The sequence below is a fragment of the Psychrobacter sp. AOP7-C1-14 genome (assembly GCF_052376135.1).
Taxonomy (GTDB): Bacteria; Pseudomonadota; Gammaproteobacteria; order Pseudomonadales; family Moraxellaceae; genus Psychrobacter.
Map to the genome: position 1 here is coordinate 366695 of NZ_JBQSVH010000001.1, position 23054 is coordinate 389748.

A 23054-nucleotide genomic window follows, 5' to 3' on the forward strand; every position below is an offset into this window, starting at 1 on the left:
CAGACTTCTTCTTCATCTCAAGGATTTTATTTTATGGCACCTCACGCACAGCATAATGCCAATCATTTTGCTAAAAGCTCTGAGCATCTTGCCGATTATAATAAAGACGAATACCAATCTTCTACGCACGACTTTGATTTTGCTGCACAGAGTCATACAAGTAGTGCACAGCAACCATTGCGAGTTCATGTAGAACGTGTGGTGCGTCAATACTTTGCAATGCTAGGAGATGAGATGCCTACTGATTTATACGAGCTGGTTTTAAAGCAAATCGAAGAACCTCTCTTATCTGTCGTCCTAGAAAAAACAAGAGGTAACCAAACCAAATGTGCCCAAATACTAGGTTTGAATCGAGGCACTTTACGCAAAAAAATGAAAACCTATGATTTAATGTAGCATTACTATATGAGCTTACCCATCATTGACTGTCATTATACATGGCAATCAAATGTTCGTCGCTTTATCTATCATGATACGGCATACAGTTGTTGTCATCACCTTGCCAGACGTTTACGTCAGGCTTTTTTTATGGAAAATTTCTTATGAGTACAACCCCACTTGCCCTACTATCGGTTTCCGATAAGTCTAATATCGTCGAGTTTGCTCAAGGCCTTCTCAAAGCAGGTTTTGGTTTATTATCTACTGGCGGTACTTATCGCTTGCTCACAGAAAACAACGTCGACGTGACTGAAGTATCAGATTACACAGGCTTTCCTGAAATGATGGATGGCCGTGTTAAAACGCTGCATCCTAAGATCCACGGTGGTATTTTAGGACGCCGCGGTACAGATGATGCAGTAATGAGTGATCATGCGATCGAACGTATCGACTTGGTCGTCGTGAACTTATATCCGTTTGCTGAAACTATCGCGCGTGCTGATGTGACTATGAACGACGCTATCGAAAACATCGATATTGGTGGTCCTACCATGGTTCGTTCAGCAGCGAAAAACCACGCACATGTAGGTATCGTAACTGATCCAGCTGATTATGATCGTGTACTTAGCGCCTTAGATGGTGGTACTGAACTGACAACTGCTTTGCGTTATGACTTGGCAGTAAAGGCTTTTGAGCATACTGCACAGTACGATGGTATGATTGCAAATTTCTTAGGTAGCCGTGTCAACGAAACTCAAGAACCAGAAAACTTCCCACGTACATTCAATGTACAGCTTGAAAAAGCACAAGACCTACGTTACGGTGAAAACCCGCATCAGAACGCGGCTTTCTATACTGAAAACCAGCCTTTGAAAAGCAAACAAGCTTCAATCGCGACAGCTAAACAATTGCAAGGCAAAGCCCTGTCTTATAACAATATTGCTGATACCGATGCCGCGCTTGAATGTGTTAAAGCGTTCAGTACCCCTGCTTGCGTAATCGTTAAGCATGCCAACCCTTGCGGCGTCGCAGTTGACAATGATCAAGTGGCTGCTTATAACACTGCTTTTAGCACCGATCCTGAATCATCTTTTGGTGGTATCATCGCATTCAACCGTCCATTGACGCTTGCTGCTGCAAAAGCCATTATTGATAACCAGTTCGTAGAAGTAATCATTGCGCCTAGTATCGAAGACGGTGTGCTTGAAGCGACAGCTACTAAGAAAAATGTACGCGTATTGGTCTGCGGTGAGCTACCAGCCCCAGATCAGCGTGATAACCAGCTTGACTATAAGCGTGTCAACGGTGGCCTGCTGGTACAAGAGCAAGATCTTGGCTTAATCACTGCCAATGACCTAAAGATCGTCACTGACGTACAACCTACTGAAGCACAAATTGCCGACCTGCTATTTAGCTGGAACGTAGCAAAATATGTCAAATCTAATGCCATTGTCTATGCAAAAGGCCAACGCACTATCGGTGTTGGTGCAGGCCAAATGAGCCGCGTTAACTCAGCACGTATTGCGGCTATTAAGGCAGAACATGCTGGATTAGCGACTGAAGGCGCTGTTATGGCATCAGATGCGTTCTTCCCTTTCCGTGATGGCATTGATAACGCTGCTGAAGTAGGCATCTCTGCTATCATTCAGCCAGGTGGCTCTATGCGTGATGACGAAACTATTGCTGCTGCTAATGAGCATGGTATCGCAATGGTATTCACTGGCATGCGTCATTTCCGCCACTAAATAATCATTAATTTAAGGCTGGTATTAGTAGCAGTAATAAATATAAGTACTGCTACTAATTTTCAGTTTATATGGATTTCGTAATAATTATCGTTAAAAAATCCCCACAAAAAAAAGCCACTGTATCAATTGATACAGTGGCTTTTTTCACATCTAAGAATAATCTAGCAAATACTTATCGACCTTGTGCATTTGCCATGTTGCTTTCATTAATCTCAACCGTATACACCAAACGTAGATAGTCCAAATAATCTTGCAACTGATCTTGACCTAAGTTGTCACGAATGATACTGGCCGTTTGTGCTCTTTGTGCATCAGACAACGACGATTGCTGCTCGGTCTTAATACGATTTCCAACCAATAGCGTTGCACCCGTCTCAGTTTCACTAGCAATTGCGACGACACTATCAGCAGCAGCTTGCTGGCTAAATGCCAATCCACGCTCTTTGTCTGTTAGCTGTGTAGTTTGACGGTTGATCTCACCCAGTGCTTGGAAGCTTACCGACTGCTTACTAATATCAGCTGGCGTTTTGATACCAGCGGCTATTGCTTTGGCGTCGTTTAGTGCTAATGCCGTCGCTTTCTGCTGGCGTAGTATTTGGGTGATTCTTGGTGTTGCATTTTCTAAAGTAAGCGTCTTAGTAGGACGATAGTTACTTGGTTGCACCCATACAGTTCCATTACCCACTTCGATACCAGCAGTCACTGCTTGATCCTGAATGGTGAACTCATCAAAGGCTTGCTTGATCACTGCTGGTTGTGACAGTGCCGATTGATTATTCTCTTTGCGATAATCTTTCAAACGTTTCAATGTCACATTCTCTTGTTGAGCAATGTCTTCAATACTAAAACCATCTGCCGCCATGTCATTAATGGCCGTCACTTTATCAGCATACATTTCTTGACGCTTATAATCTGTTGCTTTTGCTGTCAGTTCATCACGCATACTATCTAGCGTTGGTGCTTTGTTGCCATTGTCTTCTGTTACAGTAAATATCTGATAGCCAAAGCTGGTCTTGATAGGCGCGGTTACATCACCAACACTCAACCCTTCTAGTGCGGCTTGTACCGTATCTGCATCACTGCCAAAAACTGATGGATTGAAGCGACCGATGCCACCACCTGTCTCACCTGATGGATCATCTGACTCTGCTTTAGCTACAGCTGTAAAAGACTCTCCTTTATCTAGGCGAGCTTTAACATTTTCTGCTCTTGCTTTAGCATTATCACCTGTTAATAAGATTTGACTAATTTGGCGCTCATCAACGATGGCTTGTTCTTGCTTATAAGCTTCATATTGCTGCTGCAACTCTTCTGTTGTAACGTCAGTTACTTGAATGGTTTGAGGGCTCAGTTGTAAATAAGCCAAATCAACCATTGCCGCACTTTTTAGTGTGTCTTTGTTGGCATCGTAATAAGATTGAATGTCTGCTTTGCTGAGCTTAACCTTGTCAGCATAATCCTGCCAATTAAAGCGATGCACCCAAACGTTGCGTGACTCAAGCTGTAAATCAATCAACTGACTAACTGCTTGCATAGGATAGACGGCCGTACCGACGATACTGGCGTTCAATTGATCCAAGCTTAACTGGTTACGAAATTCAGCAAACAATTGGTTTTTGGTCATGCCGCGCTGACGCAAGAAGTTCGAAAACTGATCGTTTGAGAAGTTACCGTCTGCGTCTTGGAATATTTCCTCTTGGCGCAACAAACGGTTGATCGTGTCATCAGAAACTGTCATGCCAAGCTTGCCTGCTTGCTGCTCCAACAACGTACGATCGATGAGACCCTTTAATACTTGCTCATGAAGCACATCTTCATTCAATAAGCTAGCATCTTCGACCTGCTCTAACACTTCAGAACGACGGCTATTGACAGCAGTTTGATACTCGGACAGTCCTACGCTTGAGTCACCTACCTGCGCAATCTGGTTAGGATCGACGTGACTGCCAAAATAGCTTTCGACACCCAAGAGAGCGAGCGGCGATAGGCATAAAATCAATAAAATGCGACCTGGCCAGCTTTTTAAGAAATCGCGCAATTTATCCATAGTTATCTCTGCTTTATTAACCTATATTGATGAAAAACCATTGTAATACTGCTAGGAGCTGTTAAGTGCAACCTGCCAATATCAGTGCTATCTAAGCTGGCAATGGTAAGAGTAAGAGCGTATGCATTTTATAATGAAAAACAAAATTTATTAAAAAAATCCGACTTAAATGACATACCTATCGCGCGCCCTATGATACGTGATTTTTCATCTATACTCAAAATATTCACGACGCACAATAAAAACTATAGCGATAAAAAAAGCACCTAAATATTAGGTGCTCTCTTCGATGGCTATCTGCTTAACTCAGCTATAGTCCACCGACTATCATTCTACGCTAAAAAAAGCGGCTTAGTTTAAGCGCTCTTTTAAGTTTTTACCAGCTTTGAAGCTTGGTACTTTGCTTGCTGGAATGCTTAGTTCTTCGCCAGTCTTAGGGTTACGACCAGTGCGTGCTTTGCGATCTTTTACACTGAAAGTACCAAAGCCAACTAATGAGATGCTATCACCAGCTTCTAGCGCTTCGCCAACACTTTCCATAACAGCGTTTAATGCATCACCAGCTTGGGTTTTATTTAGACCACTTTTGTCTGCGATGCTATCAATTAATTCTGACTTATTCATAAAATTTCCTTCAAGTTTAAGGGGGTAATAAATGCTCACGCCAAGTATTGTAACGCTCTCATGGTGCTTACGCAATAAAAACTACCTAACTGGCGCATTAGCAGGTTCTTCTTTGTTATCGTCTTTATATCAAGGCAGCATAAGGAGCGCAAGCGATTTTACATATTTTTGTGCTCTATACTACGTATTTGACACCTAATGTTACGCAAAGCGTTAAGAATTTCTCATATAAGCTAATTTACATCACTGAGGCGATGGGGTTTACTATCGTCTATGTCATTGAGCGTTTGATGGTGGGCGTCCATACATTGTTATTCATTATGTTTGTATACTACTAGTCATAAATAAGAGTGTCTTTATTGACTGCTAAATTGTAATGTAATAGTTTAGCCACTACAGAAACTAGCGTTACTTTTTATTATAAAGACGTTACTATAAGCGAAATATCACTGCAAATCCTAGGCGAATACAGACTTCTGTTTGCTAAAAATATAAAATTTGCTAAATAAAAAACGGATTATTTACATGAAGCGTTCTACGTTGTCTCACTCTTTTCTTAATATCATTTTAGTATTTATCGAGTCGGCGCTGACATTGCTGTTACGTTTGGATCCTGAATTGCGCAAAGCCGCTTATCCACTTGCCAAGCAAGGTACTGTGGTGGCGCTTCGCTTGTATTTACCACATGTAGAAGTGTTCGCCACTTTTAATACCAAGGGCGTACTACTGGATGCTCAACTGCCAATTGGCCGTAGTGAGCCTGACGTGGTTATTAATGCCTATAGCATACAAGTTATTAACGCTATCACTACTCATGACAGCGAAACGACTGAAAAGTTACAGATGCGCGGCGAATCGATTCAAGTACAATTGGTTAAACAGTTTATTATGCAACTTGGGCTTGCCAGCCTGATTCAAGGTCTAATCAAAAAAATAAAAGGTGACAAAACTAAAACCAAACCTACAGAAGCTGATCTGGAAGAAAAAAAGAACAACTATAAACTTCGTATCAAAGAGCAGCAGACGCAGATTAATACTCTGACCATCAAGAATCGTGAACTTGAAACAACTGTAAAAGAGCTTCAGAGCAAGCAGAAAACGTTGATGATTATCACTGTTATTACACTCGTAGTTATGATCGGTTCAGTCATCGCCTTATTGATGAATTAGTTTTGGCTCATTGTATTACCTACAAATAAGCGTTCAATGTCTTCTATAGATATTGAACGCTTATTTTTTACTTTGTTAAATCTGTCTGTAGCATAGAAATTAAGCTGCCCATGCTTCCCTCATATACTTTTTCTAAACATCATTGTTTTTATCAATTACAGCAATAAGCTTGATTAACCATTGAACCACACTTTAATCTTGACTAAATTACTCGGGATTAAGTATAATTATCTTAATCGTTGCACACATCGGGTTAATCATCTGTTGTTCAATAGCGATAAAACAAAACTTAGCTGATGTATTATTGATTACTCTTTTTATTTTATGAGTGCCCATTAAAACTCTTGGCTAAGATCGTTGTTTAACATAAATGACATCAAGTTTGGAGATAACACATGCGTTTGACTACTCGGGGCAGATACGCTGTTACCGCATTATTAGATTTGGCATTGCAGACTAGCCAACAAGACAGTGCTGTATCGCTATCCGATATCGCCAAGCGGCAATCGATTTCTATCTCATATCTCGAACAGTTATTTTCTAAACTTCGTAAACGCGGTCTTGTCACGAGTATTCGCGGTGCTGCAGGTGGTTATCATCTGGCTAAACCATTGAATGAGATAGATGTAATGAGCATCATATCTGCGGTTGATGAGTCGGTAAACGCGATGCAGTGTGAAGGGCGCGGTGATTGTCAAGGTGGTACAATGTGCCTAACTCACGATCTGTGGTGTGCACTATCAAATCATATCGAACAGTACTTGAAAAATATAACATTAGCGCAATTATTAGATATGGAAAACGTGCAGTCAGTATCAGATCGTCAGCACACCTCTACACAAGATATTTCCATAAAAGACATTAATACTATTACTCTATCGAACAGCGAGGCAAACCCAGCATGAGCCAACATAACAACCTTATATACTTAGATTATGCCGCCACTACCCCAGTTGCTAAGTCAGTAGCTACTAAGATGAGCGAGTATTTGACTGTAGATGGTGTCTTTGGTAACCCAGCTTCACGCTCACATGGTTACGGCTGGCAAGCAGAAGAAGCAGTAGAAACTGCTCGCGGTCAAGTTGCTGAAGTCATTAACGCTGATCCACGCGAAATCGTCTTTACTTCTGGTGCAACTGAGTCTGACAACCTAGCTATCAAAGGTGCAGCACATTTTTATCAGTCTCGTGGTAAGCATATCATTACCAGTAAAATTGAGCACAAGGCTGTATTAGATACCTGCCGCGAGCTTGAGCAAGAAGGTTTTGAAATTACGTATCTTGAGCCACAGCCAAGCACAGGTCTTATCTTGCCAGAGCAAGTAAAAGAAGCACTGCGTGATGATACAATTTTAGTATCACTTATGATGGTCAACAATGAGCTTGGTACTATTACAGATGTTGCAGCGATTGGCGAAATTACCCGCGAAGCTGGCGTGGTTTTCCATGTTGATGGCGCGCAGGCTGTTGGTAAAGTAAAAATCAATCTTGAAGAAATGAAAATTGATTTGATGAGTTTCTCAGGCCATAAAGCATACGGTCCTAAAGGTATTGGCGCATTATTTGTTCGTCGTAAGCCACGTATTCGTTTAAAAGCTGAGCAACATGGCGGTGGTCATGAGCGCGGTATGCGTTCAGGTACTTTGCCAACGCATCAGATCGTTGGTCTAGGAGCAGCATTTGCTTTAGCTAATGAGCGTTATGAAGAAGACCATGCACATGCAGCCAAACTACGTCAAAGACTTTGGGATGGCCTGCAAGACATCGAAGAGATTTATCTAAACGGCGATCTTGAGAATAGCGTGCCAAACATTGTAAATATCAGCTTTAACTTTGTTGAAGGCGAGTCATTGATGATGTCGCTTAAAGACTTAGCGGTATCATCAGGTTCAGCCTGTACATCAGCGACGCTTGAGCCATCATATGTACTACGTGCAATTGGTCGCCCAGACGAATTGGCACATAGCTCAATCCGCTTTAGCTTTGGCCGTTATACCACTGACGAAGACGTTGATACTGTTATTAAACAGATGCATGAAGCCGTTGATAAACTACGTGCTTTATCACCACTTTGGGATATGTATCAAGAAGGTGTTGATTTAAACTCAGTTGAATGGGCTGAGCATTAATTTCTAATATAGCTTTTTAGTATAGCTAGCAACATATATTTATTACACAATTGATCAGACAATTAAATTAAGCGTTTGACCCCAATTATCGATGAGTAGTTAAACATTTAAAGTTGATAAACGACTACTCATCATCTAACTAGGAGAAAACCCCATGGCCTATAGTGACCAAGTTATTGATCATTACGAAAACCCACGCAACGTTGGTAATCTTGACAAAAGCGCCAAAAACGTTGGTACCGGTATGGTCGGCGCCCCAGCATGTGGCGATGTAATGCGTCTACAAATCCAAGTCGACGATAAAGGTATTATCGAAGATGCGCGTTTCAAGACTTATGGCTGCGGTTCAGCCATTGCTTCAAGCTCGCTTGTTACTGAGTGGCTAAAAGGCAAGAGCTTGGATCAAGCTGGCGAAATCAAGAACAATGATATTGCTCAAGAACTGGCTTTACCACCAGTAAAAGTACATTGCTCTGTACTTGCAGAAGACGCCATTAAAGCCGCTATTAGCGACTATAAAGGTAAGCATGGCGCAGCAGCTCCAGCAGAAGAAGCTGCGATCTAAGTTAAGCTAAGCCTACTAGCATATGTGCTACGTTGTATTAGCAACGCTAAAGTAGCGATATATAATCGCTACTGACGCTAAAGAGGTGACAATGACACTTATGTAATTGTCACCTTTTGTTTTCTGATAGTTGCAAGCCTATCGTTTTGGCAATCTTATAATTATGACTGCCATTTTATCTATATTTTTTTATTGATGTTTATGATTAATAGTCAATGGGAGTTGGCATGATTGAAATGACAGAACGCGCCGCTCAGCATGTTCGAGACTTTTTGGACAATCGCGGCAAAGGCGAAGGCATTCGAGTTGGTATCCGTACGGCGGGTTGCTCAGGCTTGGCTTATGTTTTAGAGTTTGTAGATACCCCTGATGAAAATGACACGCGTTATGAGAGTCGCGGCGTTAGCATCTTTATTGATCCCAAAAGCCTAGTGTATTTAGATGGCTTGTTGATGGATTACGAAAAAGAAGGTCTAAACGAAGGCTTCAAATTCACCAACCCTAACCAAAAAGGTGAATGTGGTTGCGGTGAGTCTTTTACAGTTTGATTGTTTGATAATTGAAAGCTGATCGTTTATGTTCAAATAATTTTTCATACGAACAGTGTATTACCTCTACTACAACTATGAAGAATGGTTAATTTAGTTACTTCATCAAGCGACTCAGATATTCTTAGCTTGGCAATGACTTTAAAAACAAATAAAAAAGAAAGGCATTAGATTATGACAGACATCACTTCAGAACCACAGTTTGATAACTTCTTTGCCCTATTTGAGCAGCCTGTACAATTTGAGATCAATCAAAACAGCCTAGATCAACGTTTGCGCCTACTACAGAAACGCTATCACCCTGATAATGTTGCTAAGAACCATGCTGACATGGTTCAAGCACAGCTACAGTCTGAAAAAGCATCAGCTCTAATCAATCAAGGGTATCAAACTCTAAGCGCTCCTGATAGCCGTGCTGGTTATTTGTTAGACATGGCGGATCAAGCACAAAATCTAGAGCATTCAATCGCAGATTTGGACTTCTTAGAAGATGCGATGCAGATGCGTATGGACTTAGATGACGCTATCGAAGACAAAGACCTTTCGGCCTTGCAGCAACTACATCCTCAAATTACAGATCGTCTAGAAAATCAATCTGAACGCTTTAATAACGCTTATCAAAATCAAGATTGGCAAACAGCGATTGATGCGACACAGAAACTAAAATTTTTAGTTAAGCTAAATGCTGATGTGACGACGGGGCTTGATGACGTTGCAAATTCATCACACTCAGATGACGATGACCTGTACGTCTAAACAGCTGTGGGTATATCTCTCACTATCAAGTTAAATTCTATATATTTGATTAAAATAGTGACCATGATACCGTATAATCTTTAAGTCTAAGCGCATCAGACTGTCAGAACCTTTATTCTATGGAGTGATATTACAGACGCTAAGCTCTCGCAATGCATATGCTCCATTTTACTTATTCATTTTATCTCTGAGTTATCCTTATGTCTTTAATGCAAATTGCTGAACCCAATCAAAGCGCTCAACCTCACCAACATAAATTTGGCTTGGGCATCGACCTTGGTACTACACGCTCGTTGGTCGCGGTAGTGCGTTCAGGTAAGGCACAAGTCTTAGAGGCAGGCGCAGCGACAGATACGTTATTACCGTCTGTTGTCTATTATCCAGCTACTGGCACGCCATTAGTTGGCTATGATGCCCTAACGCATTTAGCGGATGATCCAAAAAATACGATCGTCTCGGCTAAGCGTTTTATGGGTCGTAGCCAAGCTGATATTAAGTTCTCTCATCCTTATGAGTTGTCTGGCAGTAAAGATGACATGCCCGCCTTTATTACGGCACAAGGCGAGGTTTCTCCTGTTGCAGTATCAGCGCATATCTTAGCCGCTCTTGAACAACGTGCAGCGAGTGCCTTACCTGCAGATAGCATTGAAGGTGCCGTGATTACGGTTCCAGCTTATTTTGATGAGGCACAGCGCCAAGCAACCAAAGATGCTGCCCAAGCAGCGGGGATCAACGTACTTCGCTTGTTAAATGAACCAACTGCTGCTGCAGTTGCTTATGGGCTTGACCAATCATCAGAAGACAGTAAAAAAGAGAGCTATTACTTAATCTATGACTTGGGCGGTGGTACGTTTGATGTATCTATCTTAAAGCTTACTGATGGTGTCTTTGAAGTATTGGCAACGGGTGGTAATAGCGCGCTGGGCGGCGATGATGTTGATCGTCTTATTACCAATTGGATCATTAAACAATTAAACATCGATCCAAAAGACGTCAGCCTGCATGACAAATCAATACTAGCTCAGCAAGCCAAAGCCTATAAGCAAGCATTGACTGATACTGAACAAGTGGATATTAGTGTTGATGTCAATGGACAGTCTTATCAAGGTGTATTGAGCTGTACAGATGTACTAGCTATCGTAGAGCCTGTTAGTCGCCGTACGCTAAGTGTGTGTGAACAAGTCCTACGTGATGCCAAGCTATCTACTACCGATTTAGATGAAGTTATCTTAGTGGGCGGTTCAACTCGTATGCCCGCAGTACAGCAAGTCGTGACTGAATTTTTTGCTAAACAGCCTCTTTGCCGTCTGAATCCAGATGAGGTTGTTGCTCTAGGTGCTGCCCAGACTGCTCATCAATTGGTTAATGGTGATAGTGACAACAATTTACTATTATTAGACGTGACACCGTTATCGCTAGGTCTTGAGACGATGGGTGGTTTGGTCGAAGTACTGATTCCGCGCAACACGCCTATCCCTGTGAAAAAACGCCAAGTGTTTACCACTTATCAAGATGGTCAAACAGGTATGGTGATTCACGTGGTGCAAGGTGAGCGCGAAACGGTAGAAAACTGTCGCTCTCTTGGACGTTTTGAGCTGTATGGCATCCCGCCAATGAAAGCTGGGTTTGCTCGTATCGAAGTCACCTTTAGTATTGACGCTAACGGCCAGCTTACTGTTAGTGCACAAGAAACCACGACTAAAACAGAAAGTAAAATCGAGATCGTGCCTTCTTATGGGCTATCAGATGAGCAAAAAGAACAGCTGCTTATTTCAGGGTTCAAACACGCAGAAGAAGATAAAAATGCACGCTCTTTGATCGAGACGAAAGTAGAAGCGGAACGCGAAGTACTAGCACTAAAGTCGGCACTAAACGAATTTTCAGCGTTGCTCTCTTCTGATGAGCAGCAATCACTAGCAGAGCATATCCAGTCGCTACGTGCATCTCTCAGTACTGATGATTTATCGCTTATTGAAGCAAAGCAGGCACAGCTCAAGCCACATAGTGATGCCTTTGCTGCACGTATCATGAATCAAAGCGTCAAGACCAGTATGGCAGGTACTAATGCCCAAGACTGGTAACAAATATATCGATATATATAGCTTAGCTAACATATTAAGTTAACTTCTAATATTTTTTAAATTGATTAGCATCGGACAGATAATTTATGCCAAAAGTTACCGTACTACCTCACCACGAAATTTGCCCTGAAGGCGCAGAAGTTGAATTACAGGCTGGTGAAAACTTATGTAAAGCACTATTAGAAAAAGGTATTAAAATCGAGCATGCATGTGAGATGTCAAAAGCTTGTACCACATGTCATGTCGTAGTACGTAAAGGTTTCAACAGTTTAGATGAAATGGATGATGTCGAAGCGGATTTACTTGATCGTGCTTGGGGCTTAGAACCTGATTCACGTTTGTCTTGTCAGGTTATGCTTGATGATAAAGATTTAACCATCGAAGTACCTAAATATACGCTTAATCATGCCAAAGAAAACCATTAAACATTGATAATATTTCCAGCTATGACTAAAAAGGCCAGCTATGTGATAGCTGGCCTTTTTTTATATAAGATTTTAAGATATCGACCCTCAAATGTTTACCTAGAGTTTGTTTAATTCAAAACAAGTATAAATCGGTTGAGTACAAAGTTCAGACTCGATACTTTGACTGAAGTTTACGTAAATTCTTTAAAATTTGACTGCATAGAGTAAAATACTTATTTGCGATTAAAGTCTTCACGTTTACTTTCTACAGCTGTACTCGTTACTATTTTTTCTTCTTGCTCTATGCGCTCCAGCGCAAAATTTAAGCGAGCTCTAATATCTTGATAGTCATTGTCTTTCATATCTTTGAAATTCAAATGCAAATTGAAACCAGGCAATGTGTGGTCGACCCATTTAGACAGATGACCTGCTGTATCGGTACTAGGATCAAATACTTGCCACGCGTTAACCTTCTCATCCAGACCTTTTAAGCAAAGCGCTGCAACGTGTGCGCATTCATAGTTGTGGCATATATAGTCGTAAGTGCTTTCGCTAACCAATATCTGATCTTTACCAGCACAAGCCTCAAGTCTAGAAGCTAAATTAGCTTCTTTACCAATAATTGTATAGCTAAGCCGACTATTGCTACCAAAATTACCGACGTGACAATAGCCAGTTGTGATTCCGATACGTATATATAAACCTTCAAATCCCATTAACCGCCATTTTTGGCGCAGAGTACGCATTTCGCGGCGCATATCAATTGCCATCGCCACGCAATCTAATGCATCTTGACGCGAACCACGACTATTCGGTTCACCGAAAAAGCATACCATACCATCACCAATGAACTTATCAAGTACTGCACCATGTTTATCAGCGACCGACGTCATGCAATGCATATAAGTATTGAGAATATCTGCCAAATTATCAGAACTTAGACTATCAGACAATTCGGTAAAGCCGACAATATCTGAGAACATGATAGTTATTTTTGCGCGTTTATTAGAAACCTTAACTGGGCTATCTGATTTGACAATAGGTTCCCAAATTTGTGGTGGTACAAATCGAGTCAGTTTATTGATCACTGAGACCATTGTTCTTACACGGCTTTTAGCTTTATATGCAGAGGCTTTATAACCAGTATATTCTTGGTACATGCGTCGAAACTGACAAAGGATAACGGTCATACTACTTAACATTACCATAGGTGGTAACCAACCATTTGCACAGTCCAGCTCATTGCTACTTAGGATAGTACTGACATAATAGAAAATAATTGCAGTCACTAGAGCTACTGCAACTAACCTCAGTTGATTGTCAGGGCGACTAAAAATAATACGGATGCCAATTAGAGACACTAAGCTGAGCGATATAACAGTACAGAACTGTAACGTTCCAATGACAACCGACAATAGAATGATAACAATACTAGATGTCCAAAAACTGGTTTGGCGTCGATAGTTATAAATTAAAATCATCAAACTTGGTAGGGTAACAATGACTAGAAGCGCCATGGCTGGTGGGCGAAACTCAAAATGCAGTGCAAGTAGTATAACAGTGAATATTAGAACAAACACTTCAGGATAATCGAATCGACAAGTTTGACCTGCCTTTAACGGCGTCAACGATTTGAACGTCTCTGAAAAAGGCATATGAAGTTCACTTAAATGATTCGAACGATACGAGAGAGACGGATAAAGCACACTAGCACATGTGTATTATTTGCCCTTATGATGATTTACCATAAGATATATTTAATAATATATTATACTTTCGAAATAAGTTAAAACATAGGTCATTGGTTACTAAAAAGCGACCTTTTGTCCAGTTTATCCTCTCCCTTATAATTTTTTTCAAATTTAATTAAAAAAGGCCAGATACTTCTAAGTATCTGGCCTTCTCTTTCATATATACGATTAGCATTCAATCTATTTCTAATTAAAGGTAGAATAGATTGATTATACCATTTGCCAATCAAACGGCATTTGATGATGACCACGTAGCGCCATCATCAATGTTTGCTGCATCTGCGCCAATACTTCTTTCGTATATGGAACAGCTGGCACGCCCCATACTGGGTTTGGCCATTGCATATCATTTTGATAACGGACAATATGATGAAAATGAAGCTGTGGCACTTGATTCCCAAGAGCGGCCACATTCATTTTGTCAGCCTGAAAAGTCTTAGCTAACTGACTCGATAACCAGCTCGACTCTCGTAAGAACTGCGTTTGATCAGCTTCAGATAGCTCATACAGCTCTTTGATACCTGATACACGTGGCACTAATATAAGCCAAGGAAATTGACAGTCATTGATTAAACGACAAGTGGATAATGGAAAATCCCCCACTAAAAAACTATCAGCAGCAAGTTTATGATGAAGTTGGAACATAATGACGGTTCTCTTGTTGTTTAATGCAAATAAGAATACAGAAAGTTAAAAACTTAGTTTGGCTATTTTATCAGTTATCTGGTTGATAAAATAGCGCCATGATTTATTGGCTTATAGCAACTACCTAGCCTGCTTTATATCGAGCTATGTATTAAGTAGACTCTGTCACCATATGCTCACTAAAATAGCGCAACAGCTCTTGTATGACCGTCACGCGCTGCTGCGGTGTGGCCAGTTTATCAGCATTCTGATAACGAATACCAGCTGCGCCATTCATACGATAATGCTGACCATTTGATTGGATCAATTTAATAATGGCTAATGCATCAACTGGGGTATCTGGCGCAAACTCTAGTGTCATACTACTACTATTGGCATCAATCTTATTGATTTTAAGCGGTTCTGCTTGTAAACGTAATCCATGAATGGCAAATAACTGCTTGGTTTGATCTGGTAGTGCCCCAAAGCGGTCAATCATCTCCGTACGAATATCCGTTAAGGCTTCTTTATCATCGGTATTACTAATACGCTTATAGAACAATAAACGCTGATGCACATCGTGTAGATACTCTTCTGGGATGAGGGCGGAGCTATGTAAGTTGATTTCACTGGTCAGCAATAACGGTGTATTTAGATCCGGCTCTTTACCAGCTTTAATCGCCTTAGTCGCACGCTCAAGCATATCCATATATAAGCTGAAGCCAATCGCTTGCATATTACCACTTTGCTGCTTACCCAATATCTCCCCTGCACCGCGAATCTCCAAATCTTCACTTGCCAGCATAAACCCTGCACCCAGAGTATTGGCCCGTTCAATCGCATGTAAACGTCGCTTGGCATCACCTTTAAGGCCTTTTAGAGAAGGCACTAATAAATAACAATATGCTTGGTGATGACTACGTCCTACTCGACCACGCAGCTGATGTAATTGCGCAAGACCAAACTTATCAGCGCGCTCAATAATGATCGTATTGGCATTAGGCACATCAATACCCGTCTCGATAATGGTAGAGCAAACCAACACGTTGAATTTTTTATGATAAAACTGCTGCATGATCTGCTCAAGCTGACGCTCTTGCATTTGCCCATGGGCTACTCCTACTCGCGCTTCTGGCACTAGGTCACGAATGGTCTCTGCCATGCGCTCAATACTAGCAACATCATTGTGTAGAAGATACACTTGACCACCGCGAAGAAGCTCACGCAATATGGCTTCTTTCATCAATGCTTCTGTCTTTTGCATCACAAAGGTCTTGATAGCAAGGCGACGTGCAGGTGGCGTGGCGATAATCGACATATCACGCATGCCTGAGAGCGCCATATTGAGCGTTCTAGGAATTGGCGTCGCTGTCATAGACATGCTATCGACATCTGTCTGAATGGCCTTGATACGCTCTTTATGGCGCACGCCAAAACGATGTTCTTCATCGACAATCATCAGTCCAAGGTTTGCAAATTTCACATCTGGTTGTAGCAGTTTATGAGTACCAATGACAATGTCTACTTTACCAGCAGCCAAATCAGCCAGTACTGTTTCTTGATGTTTTTTGCCACCAAAGCGCGACAAGCTCTCGATACGAACCGGCCAATCTGCAAAACGGTCGCGGAAGTTGTCTTCATGCTGACCGGCAAGCAATGTTGTAGGTACTAATACAGCAACCTGATAACCAGCACTAACAGCAATAAAGGCAGCGCGCATCGCTACTTCTGTTTTGCCAAAACCAACATCGCCGCAAATAAGACGATCCATCGGTTGGTTTTGTCTCATGTCTTCTATCACGGCATGAATGGCATTGGCTTGGTCAGCGGTTTCTTCAAAGGCAAACTGACTGGCAAATAGCTCATACTGCGATGGATCTATTTTGAAATGAATACCAACTTTGGCCTCACGCCTTGCTTGCATATTAAGCAGTTCTGCAGCGACGTCATGAATTTGCTCTAACGCCTTTTGCTTGGCTTTATCCCATTTGCCACTACCAATCTTATGAAGCGGTGCTAAAGCTGGATCACCGCCACTATAGCGGCTAATCATTTGCAAATTGGCGACTGGTACATAGATACTAGCATCATCGGAATATTTTAGATGAATAAACTCTTGCTCGCCGTCGCCCACATCCAAAGTAATCAAGCCATTATAACGACCAATACCATGCTCAATATGTACCACTGGACTGCCATCTGTTATTTCAGTGACGCTCTTGACCAAAAACTCTTCTGATACACCGCTTTGGCGACGACGGCGTGTCTGCAAGACTTGACGACCAAATAGCTGTGTTTCGCTAATCAATACTAAGCGTTCGGGTACATAGACACCACGTTCGATTGGTGCCACAGTCAAACCAACATGCGGTAGATGACTGTTATTGGTAGCGCTAGCCTTATCTGCGGCTAAGAATGCCTCAAAGCTATCATACGCCTTGATATCAATCTTGCTCTTAAACAGTTCAATGAGAATCTCGCGACGGCCTGCGGTCTCTGCAACAATCAGTACGGGTGTTGAAGTTTTCGATTGCGTATCCAAAAAGTCGAGCAATTCGGATAATGGTTCAGACTGTTGATGATTGACTGCTAACTGCGGCGGCTCTTGTGCCTTGATTGTAACCAATCCTTGTTGCTTATTCTGAACCACCTCATCGCGAGCACTTAATATTACTCGTGGATACTGGTTAAGCTGTTCGTTAAGCGCGTTAGATAATAGATACAGCAGTGTTGGCTCTACAATAGGCTTGTCAATGTCATGCCGACGCTCTTCGTAGCGGCGCTGAATTTGTGACCAGTAGTCAGCTTGTCTTTCATTAATTAATTCATCGGTGATAAACAATGCATCACTTGGTAAATAAGAGAATAAGCTACTCTCAGCCTCCCAATCTTTTAAATTGAAAAATAGCGGCTGATAATATTCAAGCCCACTACTGGCAATTCCTGCCATCACATCTTTATGGAGCTCAGATTTGCGGCTACTGGCATTAGGGAACATAGCAGCAAAGTTCGTGCGGAAGGTTTCACGCCCTTCGTCAAGCGGAAACTCTTTTGCAGGCAAGATTTGAAATTGTTCGATAGGTTTAGAGATATCTGGCATCTTATGCAGTAATGACAGCGATTCTTTCGCCATACTGGTATCGTTGCCCGTTAACATCGCCTTCAGATCATCGGCAGTCAAGGTGCGCTGCGTTTGAGGATGAAAAAAACGAATAGTTTCGATTTCATCATCGAACAAGTCTAAACGTAGAGGGAACGGCTGACCCATCGCAAAGATATCAATAATACTGCCACGTACTGCAAACTCACCTGGTTCAAAGACATTTTCAACGGCACGGTAGCCTGCCTTTGCCAATAGCCCACGTTGGGTATTGATATCAAACCGATCGCCAACACTCAAATCAAAATGCTGACCAATTAACCAGCTTGGCGGTGCAACGCGGTGCATAAGGGCTTGTATCGATATAAGGAGCACGCCCGTTTTGGGCATATCCGTCAATAGGTTGATACGTTCACTGACGATGTCTTGATGTGGTGACAGCTCATCATAAGTCAGCGTCTCCCAATCAGGAAACACGTAGGCATCGACGCCACAAAACGCCAACTCGGTTTCTATCTGATTAAGTTGGTTTTGGTCGCGTGTAACCACGACTTTTAATCGCTCGGCAACATTCCATAATGGCGATTGAACCAAGCTTGCCAGCCACAAACTACTGACTGCACCATGGACAGGGGCTAGCCAACGCCGCTCGGCATTTTGGATAGGAAACAACTGCTGGTTAATAGGATCAAACGCGTCAGTCAAAGCAGTGATAGGCATAACAGATAGGATCAGAATTAAGGAATTAGAAAGCTATTATACGAATATTTGAACAATTACCAATACGATTTGACAAAACCAAACAGTTTGTTAGTATGGCACGCTTTTGACCATTACCGTTTTAAGCTCACTCTTTATGGTTAGCATGTGATTATTTCTAGATAAACGTTTACCTATTATCTCCTATAAATACTTCTAAATGAGTGTCAACTGCTCAGTAACTTGTACTCTTTATAACCCTGTAAAAGCATTTTTACATTACCTAAAATCTAAAGCTTGTAGCTGCCAAAAACTATTGATTATCAATAAATAGTCGATACTTTGACGGTGTCCAGCTCAGCTAACTCATCAGGAGATTCGTCACCTATGAACGAGCAAAAACAGATCCCAAAGCATCTTCTCGAAAAGTTTCGCCGCAGACTCTATACCACTGAGCATAAAACTGGTGAAAATAACACTGAAATATTGGGTTTAGATTTACACAGACCTGTATTTTTCTTTACCGCTATTGCCGTTATTGGCTTTGTATTATTTGCATTATTACTACCTAATATAGCGAACTCTTGGCTCAATGGTACTCAAGATTGGGTAGTCAATAGTTTTGACTGGCTGTTTATCAGCACAGCTAATATCATGGTAGTATTTAGCCTGATATTGATTGTATCCCCCTATGGCAGCATCCGAATTGGCGGTATAAACGCCAAACCTGACTTCAATCGGCACTCATGGCTCTCAATGCTATTCGCAGCTGGTATGGGCATCGGCCTTATGTTTTGGAGTGTGGCTGAGCCGTTAGCTTATGCAAGCGGATGGGCAGGTACACCACTCGGTGTAGCAGCAGACAGCCCTGAAGCTTACCGTGCAGCTATGGGTGCAACCATGTATCACTGGGGTTTACACCCTTGGGGTATCTATGCAGTAGTTGGTTTATCATTGGCCCTATTTGCTTATAATTTCCGCTTCCCGTTGACCATGCGCTCCGTATTCTATCCTATTTTTAAAGAAAAAACGTGGGGGTTACCTGGCCATATTATTGATATATTGGCCGTGCTAGCGACGATATTTGGTTTAGCGACTTCATTAGGTTTGGGTGCCCAACAAGCAGCCAGCGGGCTTAATTACCTTTTTGGTTGGGACTTTGCGGGTAATTCGCTTGAGATTGTCATTATAGTTGTTGTCACTGCTCTTGCCACAATATCAGTGGCACGTGGTCTTGATGGCGGGGTCAAGCTATTGAGTAACGTGAATATGTTAGTCGCTTTAGCCTTGCTACTGTTTGTATTTTTCGTTGGTAACTCACTCGGACTACTGAGCAAAATCGGTAACACAGTCGTTGATTATGCCACTTATATTATTCCCTTATCTAACCCTGTAGACCGCAGTGATGGTGACTTCTTTCACGGTTGGACCGTGTTTTATTGGGCATGGTGGATCAGCTGGTCGCCATTTGTAGGTATGTTTATTGCTCGTATCTCAAAAGGCCGTACGGTACGTGAATTTATTACCTCAGTAATGTTAGCCCCTACGCTTGTGACCATCGTCTGGATGACGGTGTTTGGACAGTCAGGGTTGAGTCAGTATGACAATCAAGTTGGCGAGCTAGCAGGAGGGGTTAGTGATGCTTCCTTAACCTTGTTTCAGATGCTAGCAAATCTTCCTCTAGGAACCATTACCTCTTTAATTGCTATTATTCTAGTGATGGTATTTTTTGTGACTTCATCGGACTCAGGCTCTTTGGTAGTTGATACGATTACAGCAGGTGGTAAGCTTGAAGCTTCCATATACCAGCGTGTATTTTGGGCTGTTGCTCAAGGTCTTATTGCTATTGCGCTTCTTTATGGCGGCGGCGCGCAAGCTCTAAAAACTATTCAAGCAGGTGCAGTGAGTACAGGCTTACCTTTTACTTCGGTGCTGATCGTGATGTGTATTAGCTTATGGCTTGGCTTACGCAGGATTTATAAGGCGCGAGAGCAAATGCTCTCAGAGCTTGAAAAATACTAACGAATTGCTTATTTTTAACCCCAAAAACCCAGTTCTGTCATAGAACTGGGTTTTGGCTTTATAGTCGTTTGTAATATAGATTTGTTTGTAGTTATATTAAATTTAAACTAATGATAGTCTACGCTGTTAAAGGTTCATTACTTGCAATAATGCCATTGTTGTCTGCATAGACAAACATACCTGAGTTCAACGTCAAATCACCAAAGCTGATTTCAATATCCGTTTGACCTTCATCACGGCGGGTTGATTTACGCGGTATACAACCAAGCGCCATCACACCAAGATTCATTTCTGCCATATCATCAACATCGCGAACACAGCCATACACAATAACTCCAGCCCAGCCATTATCGATAGCTGATTGTGCAATCATATCGCCTAGTAATGCACACCGCATAGAGCCACCACCATCAACGACCAACACTTTACCATTACCGTTTTTGTCTTTGCCATTGCTATTCAACAGTGACTTAACACGGCTATTGTCTTCGAAGCACTTGACCGTCACGATTTCACCGCAGAATCTATTTTTCGCACCAAAATGATGGAATGACTTACCTTCAATATTTGGTAAGCATACTTGCGACTCAGGATGGGCATCCAATAAATCACAAGTGACAAAATTTTCTCTATCCATTTGTATTGATTCTGACATTGCTTCTGCTCCTTGTTTTAGTGACTCAACTGACTGGTATTTCAATACTTATCAATGCTTAGATAATAGCTGCTATTTTTTCCTCTAGTATTTTCGTTATATTACGATCAAAAATTAATATCTATAGCTTCCTAATTTCAAAACTGATTCTGTCATCAAAAAAAACGGTCTCTTTATTTTTTAACGCGGGTCATCGCTAACATCTGCTTATTTTCGATAATATCAGTATGCTTAATTTGAGGTTCAATACGGTATTTACTACGATGATAGATATCATGAGCACTCATGGCCATAGCGCTAGCAACACGTTTAGCAGAAATAGGATGTAACGACAGCGACTCTGACACCAAAGGCGAGATAATCTTGAAAGCTTTTTGGCCCATGCTCTCAAGTGGACGACCTTTGTGCTTACCAAGCAACAATGATGGGCGAAAGACGACCAATTGTCCAAAACCAAACGCCATAATAGCTTGCTCTGTCTCAGCCTTAACTCGGTTGTACAAAAAGCGACTGTCAATATCAGCATTCATTGAAGAGAGTAAAAAGAAATTTTCCACTCCCTTATCGCGACATAACTTGGCAAAATTTACATTATAATCTCGATCTATTTTACGAAAAGCCTCATCACTACCAGCCTGCTTTTTTGTCGTACCTAGACAACTAAAAGCATCTGTCGTTCGATCGGCACCAACGCTTGCAAACACCTCAGATAAATTATCAAAATCGTTGATTTGATAAAAACGCATGCTGGCGTTGATATAGCGTGGCGGACGACGAGCAAGCACAATCAATGTGTCATAAAGCTCACTCAGTTGCTTTACCAAATGCTGCCCTACTAACCCTGTTGCGCCAATCACAATTGCTTTTCGCTGCATACTCTATCCACTTATATAACTTTAGATGAACTATATTGATGAGAAAATACCTATATCAAGGTCTGTCGTTAGAATATCATACCTAAATTCCTCAATAACTGACGCTATTATATAGGATATATTGTAAGAGATTTTATCAACTACCTAGGTCTATCAGCACTTACTATTGATGTAGTTACTACAATGACTCAAATTCGATGATATTACGTAACTTCTTTGAGCATTAATCATCAAATATATTGTCCTTAGTTCAATAATTTGCTAAGATAATCGGCTTTACACGTCAACGCTGTTTAATTATTCCAAACAGCTCTGACGCTTACGATGCTCTACTCATATTAGCTACTTTAATATTAGACATCGACATCATATTTGACGAGACGGCTGCTCGTCACCGATGATTGTTAAACCCATTATTGCAATCAACATTCATATTTTTATCTATCTTTATCAAGGAGATACGCGTGGCTAATACTGCACAAGCTCGTAAACGCGCCCGTCAAAACACCAAACGTCGTCAGAACTCTGCGTCACAACGCTCTATGGTTCGTACTTACTTAAAACGTGTTGATGCGGCTATCGAAGCTAAAGATTATGACGCGGCTACCGAAGCTTACAAAAAAGCGGTACCAGTTCTTGATCGTATGGCTGACAAAGGTATTATTCATAAGAATAAAGCTGCTCGTCGTAAGAGCCGCCTAAACAAAACAATCAAAGGCCTACAAGCTTAAGATTTGTGTTGGTTAGACCGCATTGCGCTTTTATAGCGTAATGACTAAAACCTTGCTACTGGTTCTAATACTGGAGCAAGGTTTTTTTATGCCTACTCGAATATATTAAATGAACAACTTCCTATCAACTCATTTCAATATTTAG

At 41.5% G+C, this 23054-nt stretch carries 19 protein-coding genes; 12 read left to right on the top strand and 7 right to left on the bottom strand.

The genetic code is table 11. From position 1 onward, the window contains the following. Positions 1 to 33 precede the first annotated feature (33 nt). Together fis and purH are read left to right on the top strand one after the other, a co-directional pair. Entirely contained in the window at positions 34 to 396 is a 363-nt protein-coding gene (gene fis, locus ACT3QN_RS01595; RefSeq protein WP_444522292.1) for a DNA-binding transcriptional regulator Fis, read from the top strand. 146 nt (positions 397 to 542) lie between these two features. Then, positions 543 to 2123: a bifunctional phosphoribosylaminoimidazolecarboxamide formyltransferase/IMP cyclohydrolase gene (gene purH / locus ACT3QN_RS01600; protein WP_444522293.1), complete on the top strand. Its 1581-nt coding sequence runs from the start codon at positions 543 to 545 to the stop codon at positions 2121 to 2123. A gap of 175 nt (positions 2124 to 2298) precedes the next feature. Here purH and ACT3QN_RS01605 read toward each other — a convergent pair whose 3' ends face one another. Next, positions 2299 to 4173: a SurA N-terminal domain-containing protein gene (locus ACT3QN_RS01605; RefSeq protein WP_444522294.1), complete on the bottom strand. Its 1875-nt coding sequence runs from the start codon at positions 4171 to 4173 to the stop codon at positions 2299 to 2301. 351 nt (positions 4174 to 4524) lie between these two features. Then, complete coding sequence (locus ACT3QN_RS01610) at positions 4525 to 4797, bottom strand: HU family DNA-binding protein (protein ID WP_045445077.1); 273 nt, start codon at positions 4795 to 4797, stop codon at positions 4525 to 4527. 525 nt (positions 4798 to 5322) lie between these two features. On the opposite strand from ACT3QN_RS01610, the gene ACT3QN_RS01615 reads away from it, so the two are divergent. From ACT3QN_RS01615 to fdx, 8 genes are all read left to right on the top strand, one after another. Continuing rightward, entirely contained in the window at positions 5323 to 5967 is a 645-nt protein-coding gene (locus ACT3QN_RS01615) for a hypothetical protein (RefSeq protein ID WP_444522295.1), read from the top strand. Positions 5968 to 6362: 395 nt separating this feature from the next. Continuing rightward, the gene (locus ACT3QN_RS01620) at positions 6363 to 6872 is read left to right on the top strand and encodes an Rrf2 family transcriptional regulator (RefSeq protein WP_444519495.1); all 510 of its coding nucleotides are present in this window, start codon (positions 6363 to 6365) and stop codon (positions 6870 to 6872) included. Further along, positions 6869 to 8095: an IscS subfamily cysteine desulfurase gene (locus tag ACT3QN_RS01625; protein ID WP_444522296.1), complete on the top strand. Its 1227-nt coding sequence runs from the start codon at positions 6869 to 6871 to the stop codon at positions 8093 to 8095. The genes ACT3QN_RS01620 and ACT3QN_RS01625 overlap by 4 nt, the downstream gene beginning before the upstream one ends. A gap of 154 nt (positions 8096 to 8249) precedes the next feature. Next, positions 8250 to 8660 (top strand): Fe-S cluster assembly scaffold IscU, encoded by a 411-nt coding sequence (gene iscU / locus ACT3QN_RS01630; RefSeq protein WP_444522297.1) that lies wholly within the window; start codon positions 8250 to 8252, stop codon positions 8658 to 8660. 227 nt (positions 8661 to 8887) lie between these two features. Further along, the gene (iscA, locus tag ACT3QN_RS01635; RefSeq protein WP_021814983.1) at positions 8888 to 9208 is read left to right on the top strand and encodes an iron-sulfur cluster assembly protein IscA; all 321 of its coding nucleotides are present in this window, start codon (positions 8888 to 8890) and stop codon (positions 9206 to 9208) included. A 174-nt stretch (positions 9209 to 9382) separates the two neighbouring features. Further along, a complete protein-coding gene (gene hscB / locus ACT3QN_RS01640) occupies positions 9383 to 9964 on the top strand; it encodes a Fe-S protein assembly co-chaperone HscB (RefSeq protein ID WP_444522298.1) in 582 nt (193 codons plus the stop codon). A 200-nt stretch (positions 9965 to 10164) separates the two neighbouring features. After that, positions 10165 to 12045 (top strand): Fe-S protein assembly chaperone HscA, encoded by a 1881-nt coding sequence (hscA, locus tag ACT3QN_RS01645; RefSeq protein ID WP_444522299.1) that lies wholly within the window; start codon positions 10165 to 10167, stop codon positions 12043 to 12045. An 86-nt stretch (positions 12046 to 12131) separates the two neighbouring features. Beyond that, positions 12132 to 12470: an ISC system 2Fe-2S type ferredoxin gene (gene fdx, locus ACT3QN_RS01650; RefSeq protein ID WP_444519490.1), complete on the top strand. Its 339-nt coding sequence runs from the start codon at positions 12132 to 12134 to the stop codon at positions 12468 to 12470. A gap of 215 nt (positions 12471 to 12685) precedes the next feature. Here the strand turns inward: fdx and ACT3QN_RS01655 are convergent, their stop codons facing one another. The 3 genes from ACT3QN_RS01655 to mfd form a co-directional block, all read right to left on the bottom strand. Further along, positions 12686 to 14107: an adenylate/guanylate cyclase domain-containing protein gene (locus tag ACT3QN_RS01655; RefSeq protein ID WP_444522300.1), complete on the bottom strand. Its 1422-nt coding sequence runs from the start codon at positions 14105 to 14107 to the stop codon at positions 12686 to 12688. A 306-nt stretch (positions 14108 to 14413) separates the two neighbouring features. After that, positions 14414 to 14848, bottom strand: a complete 435-nt coding sequence (locus tag ACT3QN_RS01660) for an HIT domain-containing protein (RefSeq protein ID WP_444519488.1) — start codon at positions 14846 to 14848, stop codon at positions 14414 to 14416. Positions 14849 to 14999: 151 nt separating this feature from the next. Next, on the bottom strand, positions 15000 to 18647 hold the full coding sequence (gene mfd, locus ACT3QN_RS01665) for a transcription-repair coupling factor (protein ID WP_444522301.1): 3648 nt from the start codon (positions 18645 to 18647) through the stop codon (positions 15000 to 15002). 366 nt (positions 18648 to 19013) lie between these two features. Here mfd and ACT3QN_RS01670 point away from each other — a divergent pair, with 366 nt between their 5' ends. After that, complete coding sequence (locus ACT3QN_RS01670; protein WP_444522302.1) at positions 19014 to 20648, top strand: BCCT family transporter; 1635 nt, start codon at positions 19014 to 19016, stop codon at positions 20646 to 20648. A gap of 118 nt (positions 20649 to 20766) precedes the next feature. Here the strand turns inward: ACT3QN_RS01670 and rraA are convergent, their stop codons facing one another. Both rraA and ACT3QN_RS01680 read right to left on the bottom strand, forming a co-directional pair. Then, positions 20767 to 21303: a ribonuclease E activity regulator RraA gene (gene rraA / locus ACT3QN_RS01675; RefSeq protein WP_444522303.1), complete on the bottom strand. Its 537-nt coding sequence runs from the start codon at positions 21301 to 21303 to the stop codon at positions 20767 to 20769. Between the two features lie 173 nt (positions 21304 to 21476). Beyond that, complete coding sequence (locus ACT3QN_RS01680) at positions 21477 to 22178, bottom strand: NAD-dependent epimerase/dehydratase family protein (RefSeq protein WP_444522304.1); 702 nt, start codon at positions 22176 to 22178, stop codon at positions 21477 to 21479. 464 nt (positions 22179 to 22642) lie between these two features. Between ACT3QN_RS01680 and rpsT the strand changes: the two genes are divergently transcribed. Next, complete coding sequence (gene rpsT / locus ACT3QN_RS01685) at positions 22643 to 22909, top strand: 30S ribosomal protein S20 (RefSeq protein WP_296134742.1); 267 nt, start codon at positions 22643 to 22645, stop codon at positions 22907 to 22909. The last annotated feature ends 145 nt before the right edge of the window (positions 22910 to 23054 follow it).